This window comes from Streptomyces sp. NBC_00102 (genome assembly GCF_026343115.1).
In the GTDB taxonomy this organism is placed as follows: Bacteria; Actinomycetota; Actinomycetes; order Streptomycetales; family Streptomycetaceae; genus Streptomyces.
Window position 1 is genome coordinate 556,265 of the sequence record NZ_JAPEMC010000003.1, and the last position, 15,906, is coordinate 572,170.

Here is a 15,906-nt window from a genome sequence, read left to right on the forward strand (position 1 = left end):
GCACGGCCGGAACGGCCCCGGCCGGTACCGACCCGACGGGGACCGACCCGACCGGCCCCGCGCGGTGCCCCGCTCAGTGATGGCCGGCGGCCCCGGTCGCCACCACCCGGACCTCGGCGAACTTCACCCTCCCGGTGTTGTTGCTGCTCTGCAGGCCGACGTAACTGGCGGCCGGGATGAGCGTGGGGTCGACGACGGAGAGGACGAGCCGGTCGTCGTCGTAGAGGTCGAGGCGCGAGCCGGTGAGGGCGAACCGCAGTCGGTACGTCCGGTTCACGGCGATCTCGGAGCTGGAGCCGGTACCGGCGAGCTTGGTGTTCACCCCGCCCTCCATCACGCCGATGGCATATTTGTTGCCCCACGAAGCGATACCCGCGTAGTAGTACGTGTCTCGGCCGGTCGCCCGCGCGAGGAGGACGCTGTCCCGGTCGGCGAGGGCCTCGGCGACCGGGGTGACCGATGCCGATACGGCGTAGTCGAGGGCGTCGATGCGCCGGTTCCCCTGGAGCGTCTGGGGCTGCCCGGAGGGGGCGTTGCCCAGGGAGACCGCCGCCCCGTCGCGTACCTCGAACGACGCGCCGTCGGGTACGGACCACGCCTGCGTCATCGCCCACTTGGCGGGATCGACGATCGGCAGCCGCTCCTTCCACACGGCAAGGTTGATGGTCTCGTTCCAACCGGGCCGGTTGTTCTTGGCGTTGTAGTACATGTACGGGGTACCCCGGTGGTCCACCACGAACTGGCGGTAGATCATGGAGTCTTCGGGACCGCCCGTGACGCCGAGGTCGATCTCCATCGCGCTGCGGTCGAGTTGCCATGCGATGCCGTCCCGGGAGGTGAGCCTGCCGCCGCGGGACGGGTAGTCCGCCTGCCAGCCGACCACACGGGTCTCGTAGCCGCCGTCCGCGAGTTTGCGCACATTGGGGCCGCCTACGCCGAGTGAGGCCCAACCGCCGTCGTTCATCGGCCGCATGATCGGGTTGGCCGGGTGCTTGATCCAGGGTCCGACCGGGGTCGCCGCGGTCGCGTAGCAGATGTACTGCGGCTCACCACCCGCCGAGGCGATCTTCCCCGCCGTGTACCACATCTTCCACACGCGCTCCGAAGTGTCGTACATCAGTGAGGAGTTGTAGATGTACCGGTCCTCCCAGGGCATGGTCGACGTCAGTACGACGCCATGCTTGGTCCAGGGGCCGCCCGGCGCGCTCGCGCTGGCGTAGTGGATCTGACCGTCGCCGTCGTCGGCCACGCCGAAGTAGGTCATGTGCCAGACGCCGCCCTGGAGGACGACGCTCGGCTGGTTGAGCGCGACGGTCTCGGAAGGCAGGGTCGGGGTCAGCACGGGGTCGTCGGCCTTGGTCCAGTGCAGGCCGTCCTCGCTGGTGGCGTACCCCACCGCGTGCAGGGAGCCGTACCAGAGCTTGAACAGCGGGCCGCCGCCCTGGCCGTACACCAGGCACGGGTCCTGCAGGAGCGAGGTCTCCCAGGGCAGCGACTGGCTCATCACCACGCCCTTCCGCTGCCAGCCGGCGATCGGCGCGAAGTCGTCGCTCAGCAGAACGGTTCCGGGGGCGTGCGGGCGCGCGGGGGCTTCGGCGCCGGTGCTCCCCGGCCTGTCGGTGTCGGCACGGTCGGCAGCCTGGGCCGCCGTGGCGGGCAGCGCACCCAGCAGCGCGCCGCCCGCCACGGCTCCCGCTCCTCGGGCGAGGAAGCCGCGTCTGCCGACACCACTGCCGCCGGTGTTCCCGGTGCGGTCGGTCATCCCACTCTCCTGACATCGTTGTCGGAACGCGGAACTGCGGGATTGCGCGTGTCCGGGTCCCGACTCCCAGGATGACATGTCGATCACTGACGGTCGACGGGTAAGACCGGGCGTCCGCAAGCGAGTTGCCGGGCGGCGGCGCTCGTGCGTCAGCCGGCGGCGATCAGGTCCCCCGCCGCGGCCCGAACCGCCGCGTACGCCTGTTCCAGGACGGCGGGCGAGGTGGTCGCACGGGGTACGTCGTCCGGGGTGTGGAACTCGCGGAAGTTGCCGGCCAGCGAGAGCAGCGGCACTTCGGGCCCGAGGAGCTGGTTCCACACCGCGCCCTCGCCGGGGAACTTGGCGGCCCGGCCGAAGCGCGCCGCCGCGAGGTGGGCCTCCAGCCCGGGAACCGCGTCGAAGCCGGGGTTGGCAGCCGCACCCCGGGGTGTGAGTTCGAGACGTCCGCCGGGGCCGGGAGCGGCGGCGGCGAGGGCGGAGCCCAGGTGGAAGACCGCGCGGGGCCGGAGGTCGAACTCCTCGGCCAGGTAGGCACGCACACCGTAGTTGCTCAGCTCGTGACCGGTGTTGCCGAGGAAGAACACCGGATGCTCGCGCGAGAGCCCGACGGCGAGGGCCAGCGCGAGCGCGATGCCGGTGCCGCGCTCGGCCGCGCAGGTGAACCAGCCGCTGAGGGGGGTGGTGACGACGATCGGGTCGGCGACCGGCCGCCGGGTGCCGAACCAGCCGGTCAGGCAGAAGGTGCGCGCCGCGACGGTCCGGGCCCGGAAGTCGACGTCGGCCCCGTGCCGCCCGATCCGGTCCGCGTACCTTCCGGGGACGAGCAGCGTGGGGACGCCGGTCTTCGGGGCGTCGGGGTCGCTGTTGTAGGCCACCAGTCCGTCGTAGGACGGGTAGTTGACCGTGGTGCTGGTCGTGGGCAGGATCGCCACTTCCGCCCCGGCCGCGGCGGCGTCGGCCACCGCCGCCAGCACGGCCGGGTCGTTCCCGTCCTTGCTGGTCGTCACGGGCCGTACGAAGTCCGCGCGGCCCTTCACCCGGCCGACGCCTTCGTAATACAGCGGAACGGTGGGAAGGTCGACGCCTCCGGCGCGGACCCGCGCCTTCCATTGGTAGTGGGGATAGGCGTAGGACCAGCGCCCCGTGGTCGCACCGAGATCCCGCAGTTCTCCCTCCAGCCAGCGGAGCGAGGCGGCCTCGCCACTGCTTCCGGTGCGGTGCTGCCATCTGCTGTACGCCTCGACCACGGCGAACAGCGAGGCACCGGACACGGCGTCGCCGCGGTCGGTGCCGGCGGTTCGGCGGACGTTCCCCGCATGGGCGGGGGCGGCGCCGAAAGCCGTGAGACCGGCCGCGGCGACTCCGGCGGCGAGTACGGTACGGCGCGACGGGTGGCGCGGCGGGTTCGGTCGTTCCATGGTCGTTTCTCCTCCAGGGAAGGCGGCGCGGCCTCGTCCCGCCCCGGACACCCGGGGCGGGAGGATCGGCAGCCCGGTACGCGTGGGTCGCGGACACCGGACCTGGGCCGAGCAGCGACCGCTCCCCCGTCGGCCGACGGGGCGCGTCGCGCGAAGCCGGCCGCGGAGCGCCGCATGACGAGTGCGCGGTCGCTGCCGGGCGCGCGGCGCGCGTGGCCGGACGCCGGCACGGGCCGGACGTCGGCAATTCGATCACGCGGGCACAGGGGATTCCATGGAACGAAGAGCCGTGCAATGCGACTGACACGTCGCGGACACGATCGCCCCCGACATGGCGGCTCCGAACAGTCCCGCGGTCAGTGGACGGCCACCAACCGGAACCTGCCCCCGCACCTCGGGCGACACCGGTGCGGCGCAAGAGGTGCGACGCCAGAGGTGCGACGCCAGAGGTGCGACGCCAGAGGTGCGGTGCGGCGCCCGGCAGGCGCGACGGGGCAGGGTCAGCAGAACCAGCCGTTCTGGACCCAGCCCCGACGGTTGATGTCGCCGTAGGCGAAGCCGTAGACCCATTCTCCGCCGGCCTCCTCGACCAGGAAGGTCTGTCCTCGGTACAGCGTGCCCATCCAGGCTCCGTGGGGAGCACTGACACGGACGAAGAGGTCCTCGGCGCAGACGGTTTCGCGCTGTCCGGCGGTCCCGTCGGCGGCAGCGGCGGGGCCGGTGGTCAGGGCAGCCGAGGCGGCGGCAAGGGCGAGGAGGAGGGCGATGCGTCTGATGCCGGAAGTCATGGGCCGTCCTTCGAGTAGGTCGTCATGGGCCGTCCTCCGAGCAGCGTCACCAGGAGCCGTAACCGCCCAGGCATTCCTGCCTGACGAAGCCCCAGTCGTCGGGGCCGAAGTCGAAGGTGGCCGCCCAGCCGTTGTAGACGGGGTGCGCGCCGCGCGTGTGGCCGACCTTGTCACCACGCCCCAGAACCCGCTTCAGTCCGGCAGGCCCGGAGGAACTGTCGTAGTTCGCGTAGAAGCTGGCGCTGTCGCAGACGATGACCGCGTGGTCAGGAACGGTCGGCGCCGCCTGTGCGGCCCCGGACGCGGCCAGGGTGAGAGCGGTGGCCAGGGGCAGTACGAGAACCGACACCTTTGACGAGAGCATGACATTAATGATGAGGTGTCCGCGCCTCCCTGTCGAGAGGGCCCGACTCCCGGCCGGGAGAGCCGGGCGGCCGGCCGGGAGACCCTGAACCGGGCGCCGCGACGGGGAGGCACCGGACACGACCGGCCCCGCGGAACCCACAGTTCACCCGCTCTTCACGACTCCAGCCAGGCTGGGCTGACCAAATGATTCTTGGCGTGAGCATGATCCGGTCTGCATGACTACCATCGCTCCCCCCAACCGGAGGCCCCCCGTGCTCGGCAGATCCGTGTTCCGCCGCAGTCGCACCGCCCTCACCTGTGCGTTCGCTCTCACCGCCGTGGCCGCCGTCGGCCTGTGGACCGGCATCAACGGTTCATCGACCGCGCAGGCCGCGACCGGCGTACCCACCCCCGACCACGTGATCGTCGTCGTCTTCGAGAACCACGGCTACAGCCAGGTCATCGGCTCGTCCAGCGCCCCCTACATCAACTCGCTGAAGACCGGGGGCGCCAACCTGACCGCCTCCTACGCCGAGACGCACCCCAGCCAGCCCAACTACTTCGCCCTGTTCTCCGGAGCCACCCAGGGCATCACGGACGACAGTTGCTACACCCCCGCCTTCTCCAGCAAGGCCAACCTCGCGTCCGAGCTGATCGCGGCGGGCAAGAGCTGGGCGAGCTACAACGAGACGCTGCCCAGCCAGGGTTCGACCACCTGCAGCAGCGGCACGTACGCACGTAAGCACAACCCGTGGTTCGGCTTCAGCAACGTCCCGACCTCGTCCGCCTACACCTTCCAGCAGTTCCCCACCGACTACACGAAGCTGCCGCAGGTCTCCTTCGTCGTGCCCAACCTCTGCAGCGACATGCACGACTGCTCGGTGTCCAGCGGTGACACCTGGCTGAAGAACAACCTCGGCGCCTACGCGACCTGGGCGAAGACCCACAACAGCCTGCTCGTCGTCACCTTCGACGAGGACAACCGGCTCAGCGGCAACCGCATCCCGACGGTGCTCTACGGACAGCAGGTGACGCCGGGCGCCACCTCCGCCACCACGTACAACCACTACGACCTCCTGCGCACGCTGGAGGACATGCACGGCCTCGGGCACGCGGGGAACGCCGCGACCGCCAAGGACATCACCGGAGTCTGGACGTCCTGACATGTATGTAGCGGACAGCCGCGCCACCCGTGCGGGGTCCGCCGAACGCGCCGCCGGGCCGGGCACACAGCCGGCCCGGCGGCGCGTGGCGGTCGCCCCCACCGTGCTGGCGCTCGGCACGGTCAGTCTGATCACCGACGTGTCCTCGGAGATGGTCACGGCGGTCCTGCCGCTCTACCTGGTGGCGGGGCTCGGTCTCAGCCCCCTCGGCTTCGGGCTGCTGGACGGCGTCTACAACGGGTTCTCCGCCCTGGTGCGGCTGGTCGGCGGGCACTTCGCCGACCGGGGAGGCGGCCGCCACAAGCTCGTCGCCGTCTTCGGCTACGGCATCTCGGCGCTCTGCAAGCCCCTCCTCCTCCTGGCCCACACCCTCACACCCATCGGTCTCGTCCTGGCGGCCGACCGTACCGGCAAGGGGCTGCGCACCGCGCCGCGCGACGCGATGATCTCCCTGTCCTCTCCGCCGGAGAGCCGCGGCCGCGCCTTCGGGGTGCACCGCGCGATGGACACCGCGGGAGCCCTGCTCGGCCCGTTCGCCGCCTTCCTGATCCTGCGCGCCACGGTCGACGGCTACGACGCGGTGTTCACCGTGAGCTTCTGCGTCGCGGCTGTGGGCGTGCTGGTGCTGGTGCTGTTCGTGCCGTCGAAGACCGGCACCCCGGGCGCCGCGAAGCCCGCCGGTCACCACCGCCCGGAACCCGCCGGGGCCCCCCGTCCCACTCTCCGCGCCGCCCTCGCGCTGCTCCGGCAGCGCCGGATCCGTCGCATCGCCGTCTGTGCGCTGCTGCTGGGCCTCGCCACGGTGAGCGACTCGTTCGTCTACCTGCTGCTCCAGCACCGTCTCGGGGTGCCCGACCGCTGGTTCGCCCTGATGCCGGTCGGGACCGCGGCCGCGTTCCTGCTGCTCGCCCTGCCGCTGGGGCGGCTCGCGGACCGGATCGGCCCGTGGCGGGTGTTCCTCGCCGGACACGTCGCCCTGCTCGGCGCGTACGGTCTGCTGCTCTCCGCCTGGCACGGTGCGGCGCTCCCGTACCTGGTGCTCGTCCTCCACGGCTCTTTCTACGCGGCCACGGACGGTGTCCTGATGGCGGCGGCCTCGCAGAGCGTGCCCGAGGAACTGCGCTCCTCCGGCCTCGCCCTGATCCAGACCGGGCAGGCCTTCGCCAGGTTCGTCTGCTCGCTGGCCTTCGGCGCGGCCTGGACCGCGTGGGGCGACCGCACCGCGCTGCTCGCGGCGGCGGTCGCGCTCGCCGTGTGCGCCGCTTCCTCACTCCGTATCGGCCCCGCCCCGAAGGTTTCCGCATGACGCGCCTGCGCACCCGGCTCCTCGTCCTCCTCTGCGCGGTCACCGTGCTCGCGATCGTCGCCACCACCGCCGTGCTGCACGCCGCGGCGAGATCCGACCGGCTCGACGTGGCGAAGCCCGGCGGGCCGGTCGTCGCCGCCGGCCGGGTCACCCTCACCGACGAGCACCGGATGGTCTTCCGGAACATGGCGTGGGGGCCGCACCGCGACGAGCTGACGACCGTCCCCGTCGCCGCACCCACCGGCTCCCGCACGGCCTCGGGCGTCAAGTGCCTTCGCTTCTACGCCGCTTCCGGCACCGGAGTCTGCCTCCAGGCCGTGCACGGGGCGCTCCAGGACACCTACCGCGCCACGATCCTCGACCGGAGCCTGAAGGAGAAGGCGCACTACCCGGTCGCCGGCATCCCCTCCCGCGCCCGGGTCTCCCCCAGCGGCCGGCTGGCCACCTGGACCGTCTTCGTGGGCGGCGACAGTTACGCCGGCACGAACTTCTCCACCCGCGCGGCGATCCTCGACACCCGCACCGGCGAACTCGTTCCGTCCCTGGAGCAGTTCGCAATACGCAAGGACGGCCGTCCCTACCGGGCCGCGGACGTCAACTTCTGGGGCGTCACCTTCGCTTCGGACGACCGGCACTTCTACGCGACCCTCGCCACGAAGGGCCACACGTACCTGGTCCGCGGCGACCTCCGAGACCGTACGCTCACCACCCTGCGGACCAACGTGGAGTGCCCCTCGCTCTCCCCCGACGAGACCCGCATCGCCTACAAGAGCCGCGACGCGGGACTGCCCGCCGACGCCCCCTGGCGCCTGCACGTCCTGGACCTCGACACGCTCGCCGACCACCCGCTGGCGGAGACCCGCAGCGTGGACGACCAGGCGGTGTGGAAGGACGGCTCCACCGTGACCTACGCGCTGCCGGGCGACTTCGGCGCCGATCTCTACGAGGTCCCCGCCGACGGCTCCGGCCGCCCGCACCGCGTACTGACCGCTGCGGTGTCCCCGGCGTACCTGTGACGCGGGGGCACGGGCAGGCAGGCGGCGGACGGCCGCTCCGCCGCCGGCCGGCCGCCACCGGGCCGGCTCCGCACGTCCTGCCGGCGCGGCGCACCGTCACCGCGCCTGCGGAGTCACCGCCACCCGGGCGGGGGGCGGCATCGCCGCGGCAACCTGGGCGGCCAGGTCGAGGGCGACGAGGCGTGCCTCCAGGGGTGGGGGTGCGGCGCCCGGTTCCGGTGTCAGCACGAACCTCCCGGGAATGCGGTCGGACACGGTCACCCGGAGTTCGATCTCGCCGTCCGGCCAGCCCTGCCGGTCCACGTCCCAGATCCAGCCCGGCACCTTCACGCTGCCGTCCGGTTCGAGGTACGGAAGATGCCCGGCGGCCTCTCCGTACTCGAAGCGGCACTCGGCCGGCTCCAGGACGTCCCGAAGCTCGTCCCGTACGCGGAGCGCCACGTCGTCGGCGGACGCGCCGGACGCGAGCAGTCGCGTCGTACGGTGCAGCCTCTCCAGGTGGGATGCCTCCGTCACGGCGACATGCCTCAGAACCTTTGCCCGTGAGGCCAGTTGGGACACCACGAGACCGACCGCCAGGAGCAGCACGGCCGTCTCGACGTCCGCCCCGCTCCTGATGTCGAAACTCTCGAACGGCGCGGCGTGGAAGAAGTCGAACCACGCGGCGGACGACAGCGCGGCGACGGCACCCGCGAGACCGTTCCCGAACGCCGCCACGGCCACGACCACGACGACGAGCAGCAGCGCGGCGTTGGTGGTCGTGACACTCGTACGGAAGGGGATGAGGAGCAGCGCCAGGAGCAGTGGGGCCACCACCGCCGTCAGCACCGCAACCGTGTCCCGCAGGCCAGACCTCATGACGTACCTCGCAGCTCACAGGGCCTCTTGCTCCAGCTTCCACCCCTCGCGGCCGCAGTGGCGCCGGCCGCCGGGGAACTTGACGGATCACTGATGCGGGGGCGCGACGCGCGTCAGGAGTCCGTATCGATCCCCCGCGCTCTCGTCAAAAAGGCGCCAACGAGGAGGGCGGTGGAGAGGCGCGGGGACTTCGATGCATGCGAACAGAGGAACGACTCGGGAGTGGTGGGCATGGAGGAGAGCGTGCGTCGGCGGGTGGTGGTCGGCGTGGGCCTCACGCAGAAAGGCCACGCGCCGCTGCACCGGGCCGCGGCCGAAGCGCGGCTCGTCGGCGGAGAGTTGTGGGTGGTTCACGCCTGGGAGTTGCCCGCCGCCGAATACGGACGCCAGACCCAGTCCTGGGTGCTGGCGGCCACGTGCCAGGACGCGGCGGAGGAGCAGTTGCTCACCACGCTCGACGCCGTCTTCGGCAGCTCCGGCCCCGGGGTCCCCACGCGGTGCCTGGTGGTGCGCGGTACACCGGGCCGCGCCCTGGTCACCACCGCGGACCGGGAGGACGACCTGCTGATCCTCGGCTCCGGCTCACGCCGTTGGCCGCACCGCCTCCTGTGGCCGTCCGTGGCCCGGTACTGCCTCGCGCACGCCTCGTGTCCCGTGCTGGCCGTACCGCCCTCTCCCCTGGCGAAGGACCTCGGTTCCGTGCGGCGCAGGATCGCCTGGCGGCTGCCGCTGGACGCCCGGGAGCTCACCGGCCCCCTGCCGCCGGGCTGACGGCGTACGGGAACGGGGTGGCGCACCCGCACCGGGTTCGTCCGCGGACTCGGCACCGCGCCGATCGTGACCGGGAAGACCCGTTCGGCGGCATGACCGCGCGAGAGTCGCCCGGCCGGGACCTCGCGGAGGCGGCGGTCGTCCTCGGTACCGCCCGGCTGCGGCGGCCGGGGCCGCGGCGTGCCCGGGACGCCGGGCCCGAAGCCGTGGCCCGTGCGACGCTCGAGCAGTACCGCCACTCCGCCGCGGTGACCGATGTCATCGGCTTCTCCGGAGCTCCGGATCTGCGAAGGAATCCGCCATGGACCTGGGCCTGTCCCACCGCATCGCGATCGTCACCGGCGCGAGCCGGGGCATCGGTCTGGCCGTCGCCCGCGCTCTCGTCCGCGAAGGCGCGACCGTGGTCGCGGGGGCGCGGGGGACCACACCCGAACTCGAAGCGCTGGCCGGCAGCGGACGCCTCCTCGCCGTCGAAGTCGACCTGAGCGATCCGGACGGTCCGCGGACTCTCGTCGACGCGGCGGTCTCCGCGTACGGCGGGGTGGACGTCCTCGTCAACAACGTCGGCGCGGTGCGTCCGCGCGTGGACGGCTTCCTGAAGGTGACCGACGAGGACTGGGAGGCGACGCTGACGGTCAACTTCCTGGCCGCCGTGCGCGCCACCCGGGCCGTACTCCCCCACATGGCCGAGAAGGGCGAGGGGTGCGTGGTCACGGTCAGCTCGGTCAACGCGTTCCTCCCGGACCCGCTCGTGATCGACTACGGCGCCGCCAAGGCCGCACTGTCCAACTTCTGCAAAGCGGTCTCCAAGGAGTTCGGGCCCCGTGGCATCCGCGTCAACACGGTCAGCCCCGGGCCCGTCGCGACCGCGTTGTGGCTGGGTGACGACGGCGTCGCCGCGTCGGTGTCCGCGGCGACGGGCGGCAGTCCGCAATCCGTGGCGGAACAGGCCGCGGGCGGTACGGCGACCGGTCGCTTCACCCGTCCCGAGGAGATCGCCGACCTGGTGGCCTTCCTGGCCGGTGACAGAGGCGGAAACATCACCGGGGCCGACTTCGTGATCGACGGCGGCCTGGTCACCACCCTGTAGTGCCCTCTCCGGTCACCTGACCCGCGGCACACGGCGGGCGCAGGGCGCCCCGCCGCCGGTCGCGTGGGCGGTGCCGTCCCGCGCGTCACCGTCGGCCCGGAGCCCCGCGGAACGCGGATGGCACGGCGGTCCGTCCCGACCGCCGTGCCACTGGTCCCGGCCCCTGCTCGGAGCCTGCGCGCGCCGCCGTTCGGGCGGCACGGGCGTCAGACGCTGCCGACCCCGTTGGAGTACGACTTCATGAAGTACGTACCGAAGCCGTTCTGGACCGGGTCACCCGCCTTGTCGATGCAGTGCAGGATGCCGCCGCCGGCCTCGTCGTTGAGGCAGACCGTCATCAGGTCGGTGAAGACGACGCCGGGGGTGTCGGGGACCTCGTAGGCGGCATCGGTGTAGATGTTCGCGCGGAGGTTGAAGAAGCAGTAGCTGCCCAGGCCCCAGGCGTGGTGCTCGCGCACCCGGTCACCGACCTTGTAGGCGGCGTAGCCGAGGGTGGAGCCGTGCCGCCAGGCCGACTGGGTGGGTACGTCGTACGGGTGCTCGTTCTGGAAGAAGTACGTGCGGCCGTGCTCGCCCTGCCACAGCACCTCGTACTTCTGGTAGTGCTCGACGAAGAGCCCGTACGCGGTGACGTGGTCGCCGTTCACCACGATGCCGGTGTCGGCGGGGTTGACCGTCCAGCCGACGGTTCCGTCGAGACCGTGGTCGGCGCGCCAGAGCCAGAGGTGGTCCGCTATCACGTCGTTGCTGTCGATCTGGACGCTGATTCCCGCACCGCCGGCGATGGCGCCGCCGATCCGGGCGACGACGTCGAACAGCACGGTCGGGTCGGCGCTGTGCCGCTTCCGGCTCTTGCCGTGGCCGACGCGCAGCAGTACCGGGGTGTGCTTGGAGGCCGCCTCGAACAGCAGACCCGCGACGGTGGCGCCGGCGATGTCGGCGACCTCGATCAGCGTGTTGCCGTGGGTGGAGCGCAGGGTGGCCAGGCCGAGGCCCAGGACGACCGTGCCGGGGCGGTTCACGCGCAGCGGCGCGGAGATGTCGTAGATGCCCGGCGTGAACAGGACGTTCTTGCCGTGGGCGAGAGCCTGGTTGATCTCGGCGGCCGAGTCGCCGGGCCGGGCCACGTGGAACTGCGACAGTGCGATGTTCCGCCCCCGGGCGGGGCCGTGGGCCCAGGTCGTGCCGGTGCTGTTCGTACGCAGCGCGGGCACGAAGACCTGGTAGTCGCCGTGGCGGTCCACGGTGAGGAACGGCTTCTCCCGCGTCACGGGGGTGCGGTCGACGGTGGTCATCGGCGGGGCCGGGAAGGACTGCGCGGGAGCGCCCTCGGTACCGACGAACACCATGTTCCAGTTGGAGCCGGTCCAGCTGCCGAAGGTGTCGTTGCGCGACAGCCACTGCTGCTGGGAGCCGGAGTCGACCTGACCGTCCACCTTGCTGTCGGCCAGGAAGCCGCCGCTGGACCACTGGTTGCCGGGCGGGCTCGGCATCAGGGTCATGTTGCCCTTGATGTGGACGCGGCGCATCGGGGCGGCCTGGGAGACCGCCCAGCGCTCCAGTCCGTCCGGCGGCACGATGGTCAGGTTCTCCGCGGCCCGCCAGAAGTTCTGGGTGCCGTTCCCGTCGAACCACTGGGCGTCGACGGTGACATGACCATTGATCACCACGTCGGAGGGGCTCGCGCCGAGACCCAGGACGTGGGTGTAGAAGCCGACGTTGATGTCGACGGTGTAGGTGCCCGGCTTGAAGGCCAGGGCGAAGCGCTCGTCGCCGAACTGGTTGGACTCCTGGACGGCGAACACGGCGTCGACCTTGGCCTGGATCGCCGCGTCGCTCATGGACCGGTCGAAGACCAGGACATTCGGGCCGAGCGCGGAGGAGGCGTGGCCGTCGTGGCCGTCGTGGCCGTTCCGGGGCTTGTCCGACGCGGCGGCCGACGCGAACGCCGGTCCTGCACAGACACCGCCGATCAGCGGCACCGAGGCAGCGGCTGCCCCGCGCAGCACACTACGACGAGAGGGAATCATGGACACGGCTCTCCCTGCATGGCGTGAATGGACGGGGCCGTCACCTGACCCCCGATCTCTGAGAGCGCTCTCTCAGCCACGAAGTGAATCACCGTGGGTGTGGAGCGTCAATGCGTTGGCGTGGAACGGAACTTGACGGCTCGCACGACGACCGGCACACCGGGAAAGCCCGCGCGCGACGATCACATCCACCCGGGCGGTACGGGCGGGACCAGCTCTGCGCCGCTTCCACCGCGGAGGCGGCGAAGTCCGCGACCTGGCGCTGCCGGGCACCTGCACCTGCTCACCCCGAAGCGCGGGGGAAGTCCTGCCCCCGATGACCGGCCGGGCCGACGCCCAGCGGCGCCGGCGGCTCGCGAGGGTCGTTCCGACGATGCGTACGCCGGTCGGCCGGAGTCGGGAGCGGGCGTACGGACGTGCGGGCGAGCAGAGTGCGGGGCGGAGGCCGCACGTGCCCCGGCCTCCGCCCCACCCGCCCTGTCCGGTCAGGGCCGTCAGCAGCCGGCCGGCGAGGAGCCGACGACCACGTCGTCGAACCAGAGGGTGTCGTCACCCGTCCCGTAGCTCTCCCAGCCGAGCCGCAGCGCGGTCGGTCGCGGCGGGGTGGTCCGGGAGAGCCACTGCGCGTCGACGTCCTGCGTCGGTACACCGTCGGCGTGCAGCCCCGGCACCAACTCGTCGTCGAGCCAGGTGTCGAGAGCCGGTGCCGAGGTGTCGACCGAGAACCGCAGGCACTGCCAGGTGCCCGTCGGCAGGGACCTGCTCAGCCCCACCCCGACCGGGCTCTGGGCCGGGAGCGTGGCATCGTCGCTCTCCCGGTTCCACTGCAGGGCGCCGTTCTGTCCGCCGATCCGCAGCGCCTTGCCGCCCTGCGAGCTGTCCGGCATCGACACGAAGGCGACGTGTGCGGCCGGGAGCGCGGTGGTGTGCCGCACCCACATGCGGACGTACAGCACCGGGCCGACCGACGACAGATCCGCGGTCGCGGCCACGAAGGCGTGGTTGCAGTAGCCCGCGTGCCCGTCCACCCGCAGCGACCGGGTGCCGCTGTGTGCGACCTCCGTGTCCACGGCGGCCGCGCCCGTGCCCTGGCAGTCGGGCGCGGTGAACCGCCAGTCACCGGCGGGGGCGGGGCCGGTCTGGTCCTCGAAGTCCTCGCAGACGGCGGCATCACCGCACTCCGCAGAGGGCGGCGTCGTCGTGGGCGGCGTCGTCGTGGGCGGCGTCGTCGTGGGCGGCGTCGTCGTGGGCGGCGTCGTCGGCGGTGAGGTGCCGTCACCGCCGCAGGACACGCCGTTGAGGGTGAAGTCCGCGGGCGCCGGATCGGCCGACTGCCAGGTCCCCTGGAGGCCGAAGTCGACGGTGCCGCCGCCGGCCAGCTCCCCGTTCCAGGCCGCATTGGCGGCGGTCACGGAGTGGCCGGTCTGCGTGACGGTCGCGTTCCAGGCGGAGGTGACGTGCTGGTCGCCGCCGTACGTCCACGCCAGCTGCCAACCGCTGAGCGCCGGACCGGTGCGGGTGATGCGCACTTGGGCGGTATAGCCGCCGGTCCACTCGTTGACGGTGTAGGTGACCTGGCATCCGGACGCCATGGCCGAGCCGTTGGCCGGCACCGCGACGAAGAAGGCCAAGGCCATCGCGAGAACGGCTCCGGCCGCTGTCCAGGGTCTGCGCAGTGATCTCAGGGAAAGGATCGGCGTGTGCATGTGCGCCTCCTCGGCGTGGGGAACCGTGCGACACTTCGATGTGTGGGAGCGCTCCCACACATCACACCGACATGACGGAGTACAGTCAATACTGTTCACCGCAGCTTCGGAAACCCCCAGGTCCCGCAGTGGCCGGCCGCCACGGAACGCGGGGCGGAGAGCCCACCGCAGGCGCCCCGCCCCCTCCGACCGCCGTCGGAAGCCACCCCCCTTCGACCACCGCGCCGACGCCGGAGCAGAATCGGGCGTGGACGGTCCGTCAGGTCGGGTAAACGGGCCGACGGCCGGCACGACGACCGCTCCGTGACCGACGCCCGGCAAAGCGGCGGCACGATCCGCCGGACAGCACCTCAGGAGGGCAAGCGTGACCGAGACGAGCGACACCCGATCCGCCGCCGGTGACGCGGCGTCACCGGACCGGCTGCGGCGCATGATGCGCTACATTCCGCTGATCGCCCCCGTCCTGCTGTGGGCCGTACCGTGCTGGGTTCTCCTCCACGCCGGCCAGCACTGGCCGTTCCCCGTCGCACTGACCGGCACCGTGCTGTTCGTGCTCGGCCTGGCCGGTATGCCGCTCGCGATGGTGCGCGGCCACGGCCGGCGCCAGCAGGACCGTGCGGCGATCGTCGGTGACGCACTGCTGGGCGGCATCTGGGTCCTGTTCACCTGGTCCGTACTGCTCGGTGTGCTGCTGCGGCTCGTCCTGACCGCGGTCGGTGTCGGCGACGGTCAGGACCGGGCGCGCATCGTCACCTGGGCCGTCCTCGGCACGGCCGCCACGCTGCTCGCCCTGGGGTACGCCGAAGCCCGACGCGTACCGCGCGCGCGCCGTCTCGACGTGGAACTCCCGCGCCTGGGAGCCGGGCTGGACGGCACCCGGGTCGCCCTGATCACCGACACCCACTACGGCCCCCTCGACCGCGTCCGCTGGTCGGAACGGGTCTGCGAGACGGTGAACTCCCTGGAGGCCGACCTGGTCTGCCACACCGGCGACATCGCGGACGGCACGGCCGAACGCCGTCGCGCCCAGGCCGCTCCGCTGGGCACCGTGCGGGCGACCCGGGCCCGGGTCTACGTCACCGGCAACCACGAGTACTACAGCGAGGCCCAGGGCTGGGTCGACCTGATGGACGAGCTGGGCTGGGAGCCGCTGCGCAACCGTCATCTGCTGCTCGAACGCGGCGGTGACACCCTCGTGGTCGCCGGCGTCGACGACGTCACCGCCGAGTCCTCCGGACTGGCGGGCCACCGGGCCCACCTCGGCAACGCCCTCCAGGGCGCCGACCCGGATCTCCCCGTGCTCCTCCTCGCGCACCAGCCGAAGTTCATCGACCGCGCGGCTGCCCACGGCATCGACCTGCAGCTCTCCGGCCACACCCACGGCGGCCAGATCTGGCCCTTCCACTACCTGGTACGCCTCGATCAGCCGGCCCTCGCCGGCCTCAGCCGCCACGGCGCCCGCACTCTCCTCTACACCAGCCGCGGCACCGGCTTTTGGGGCCCGCCGTTCCGCGTCTTCGCGCCGAGCGAGATCACCCTGCTCGTGCTCCGCTCCCCGCAGTAGGGAGTCGGCCGTGGCGGCGCCACCGACGCCGGGGCTCCCCTGCGTCGGAACGCGGTCGGTCCCGTCACGGTCGGGTTCCACCACGGTCC

At 72.0% G+C, this 15,906-nt stretch carries 13 protein-coding genes; 6 read left to right on the forward strand and 7 right to left on the reverse strand.

Features of this window, described 5'->3' with window-relative positions; all coding sequences use genetic code 11:
- Positions 1-73: 73 nt before the first annotated feature.
- The 4 genes from OHA55_RS32875 to OHA55_RS32890 form a co-directional block, all read right to left on the reverse strand.
- Positions 74-1,762, reverse strand: coding sequence for a hypothetical protein (locus OHA55_RS32875; protein WP_266713435.1), 1,689 nt, complete (start codon positions 1,760-1,762; stop codon positions 74-76).
- Positions 1,763-1,911: 149 nt separating this feature from the next.
- On the reverse strand, positions 1,912-3,180 hold the full coding sequence (locus OHA55_RS32880; protein ID WP_266713437.1) for a hypothetical protein: 1,269 nt from the start codon (positions 3,178-3,180) through the stop codon (positions 1,912-1,914).
- Between the two features lie 500 nt (positions 3,181-3,680).
- Positions 3,681-3,968, reverse strand: a complete 288-nt coding sequence (locus tag OHA55_RS32885) for a hypothetical protein (protein ID WP_266713439.1) — start codon at positions 3,966-3,968, stop codon at positions 3,681-3,683.
- Between the two features lie 46 nt (positions 3,969-4,014).
- Entirely contained in the window at positions 4,015-4,332 is a 318-nt protein-coding gene (locus OHA55_RS32890) for a hypothetical protein (protein WP_266713441.1), read from the reverse strand.
- A gap of 253 nt (positions 4,333-4,585) precedes the next feature.
- On the opposite strand from OHA55_RS32890, the gene OHA55_RS32895 reads away from it, so the two are divergent.
- The 3 genes from OHA55_RS32895 to OHA55_RS32905 are packed head-to-tail and all read left to right on the forward strand — an operon-like array spanning position 4,586 to position 7,798.
- Complete coding sequence (locus OHA55_RS32895; protein ID WP_266713443.1) at positions 4,586-5,476, forward strand: alkaline phosphatase family protein; 891 nt, start codon at positions 4,586-4,588, stop codon at positions 5,474-5,476.
- A 1-nt stretch (position 5,477) separates the two neighbouring features.
- The gene (locus OHA55_RS32900; RefSeq protein ID WP_266713445.1) at positions 5,478-6,782 is read left to right on the forward strand and encodes an MFS transporter; all 1,305 of its coding nucleotides are present in this window, start codon (positions 5,478-5,480) and stop codon (positions 6,780-6,782) included.
- Positions 6,779-7,798: a TolB-like translocation protein gene (locus tag OHA55_RS32905; RefSeq protein WP_266713447.1), complete on the forward strand. Its 1,020-nt coding sequence runs from the start codon at positions 6,779-6,781 to the stop codon at positions 7,796-7,798. Before OHA55_RS32900 ends, OHA55_RS32905 begins: the two co-directional genes overlap by 4 nt.
- Before the next feature lie 96 nt (positions 7,799-7,894).
- Here OHA55_RS32905 and OHA55_RS32910 read toward each other — a convergent pair whose 3' ends face one another.
- Positions 7,895-8,656: a DUF4118 domain-containing protein gene (locus OHA55_RS32910; RefSeq protein WP_266713449.1), complete on the reverse strand. Its 762-nt coding sequence runs from the start codon at positions 8,654-8,656 to the stop codon at positions 7,895-7,897.
- 231 nt (positions 8,657-8,887) lie between these two features.
- Here OHA55_RS32910 and OHA55_RS32915 point away from each other — a divergent pair, with 231 nt between their 5' ends.
- Both OHA55_RS32915 and OHA55_RS32920 read left to right on the forward strand, forming a co-directional pair.
- On the forward strand, positions 8,888-9,427 hold the full coding sequence (locus tag OHA55_RS32915; RefSeq protein WP_266713451.1) for a universal stress protein: 540 nt from the start codon (positions 8,888-8,890) through the stop codon (positions 9,425-9,427).
- A gap of 301 nt (positions 9,428-9,728) precedes the next feature.
- Entirely contained in the window at positions 9,729-10,517 is a 789-nt protein-coding gene (locus tag OHA55_RS32920) for an SDR family NAD(P)-dependent oxidoreductase (RefSeq protein ID WP_266713453.1), read from the forward strand.
- Positions 10,518-10,723: 206 nt separating this feature from the next.
- Here OHA55_RS32920 and OHA55_RS32925 read toward each other — a convergent pair whose 3' ends face one another.
- Positions 10,724-12,547 (reverse strand): adenylyl cyclase, encoded by a 1,824-nt coding sequence (locus tag OHA55_RS32925; protein WP_266713588.1) that lies wholly within the window; start codon positions 12,545-12,547, stop codon positions 10,724-10,726.
- Between the two features lie 494 nt (positions 12,548-13,041).
- Complete coding sequence (locus OHA55_RS32930; protein ID WP_266713455.1) at positions 13,042-14,253, reverse strand: cellulose-binding domain-containing protein; 1,212 nt, start codon at positions 14,251-14,253, stop codon at positions 13,042-13,044.
- Between the two features lie 364 nt (positions 14,254-14,617).
- Between OHA55_RS32930 and OHA55_RS32935 the strand changes: the two genes are divergently transcribed.
- Positions 14,618-15,817 carry a metallophosphoesterase gene (locus OHA55_RS32935; protein ID WP_266713456.1) on the forward strand — a complete coding sequence of 400 codons (1,200 nt, stop codon included), beginning with the start codon at positions 14,618-14,620 and terminating at the stop codon, positions 15,815-15,817.
- Positions 15,818-15,906 lie beyond the last annotated feature (89 nt).

What these genes read in the sequence shown, in the direction of transcription:
- OHA55_RS32880 (WP_266713437.1), bottom strand. Translation starts at nt 3,180, where the DNA reads ATGGAACGACCGAACCCGCCGCGCCACCCGTCGCGCCGTACCGTACTC.
- OHA55_RS32900 (WP_266713445.1), top strand. Translation starts at nt 5,478, where the DNA reads ATGTATGTAGCGGACAGCCGCGCCACCCGTGCGGGGTCCGCCGAACGC.
- OHA55_RS32930 (WP_266713455.1), bottom strand. Translation starts at nt 14,253, where the DNA reads ATGCACACGCCGATCCTTTCCCTGAGATCACTGCGCAGACCCTGGACA.
- OHA55_RS32910 (WP_266713449.1), bottom strand. Translation starts at nt 8,656, where the DNA reads ATGAGGTCTGGCCTGCGGGACACGGTTGCGGTGCTGACGGCGGTGGTG.
- OHA55_RS32885 (WP_266713439.1), bottom strand. Translation starts at nt 3,968, where the DNA reads ATGACTTCCGGCATCAGACGCATCGCCCTCCTCCTCGCCCTTGCCGCC.
- OHA55_RS32915 (WP_266713451.1), top strand. Translation starts at nt 8,888, where the DNA reads ATGGAGGAGAGCGTGCGTCGGCGGGTGGTGGTCGGCGTGGGCCTCACG.
- OHA55_RS32920 (WP_266713453.1), top strand. Translation starts at nt 9,729, where the DNA reads ATGGACCTGGGCCTGTCCCACCGCATCGCGATCGTCACCGGCGCGAGC.
- OHA55_RS32905 (WP_266713447.1), top strand. Translation starts at nt 6,779, where the DNA reads ATGACGCGCCTGCGCACCCGGCTCCTCGTCCTCCTCTGCGCGGTCACC.
- OHA55_RS32890 (WP_266713441.1), bottom strand. Translation starts at nt 4,332, where the DNA reads ATGCTCTCGTCAAAGGTGTCGGTTCTCGTACTGCCCCTGGCCACCGCT.
- OHA55_RS32875 (WP_266713435.1), bottom strand. Translation starts at nt 1,762, where the DNA reads ATGACCGACCGCACCGGGAACACCGGCGGCAGTGGTGTCGGCAGACGC.
- OHA55_RS32925 (WP_266713588.1), bottom strand. Translation starts at nt 12,547, where the DNA reads ATGATTCCCTCTCGTCGTAGTGTGCTGCGCGGGGCAGCCGCTGCCTCG.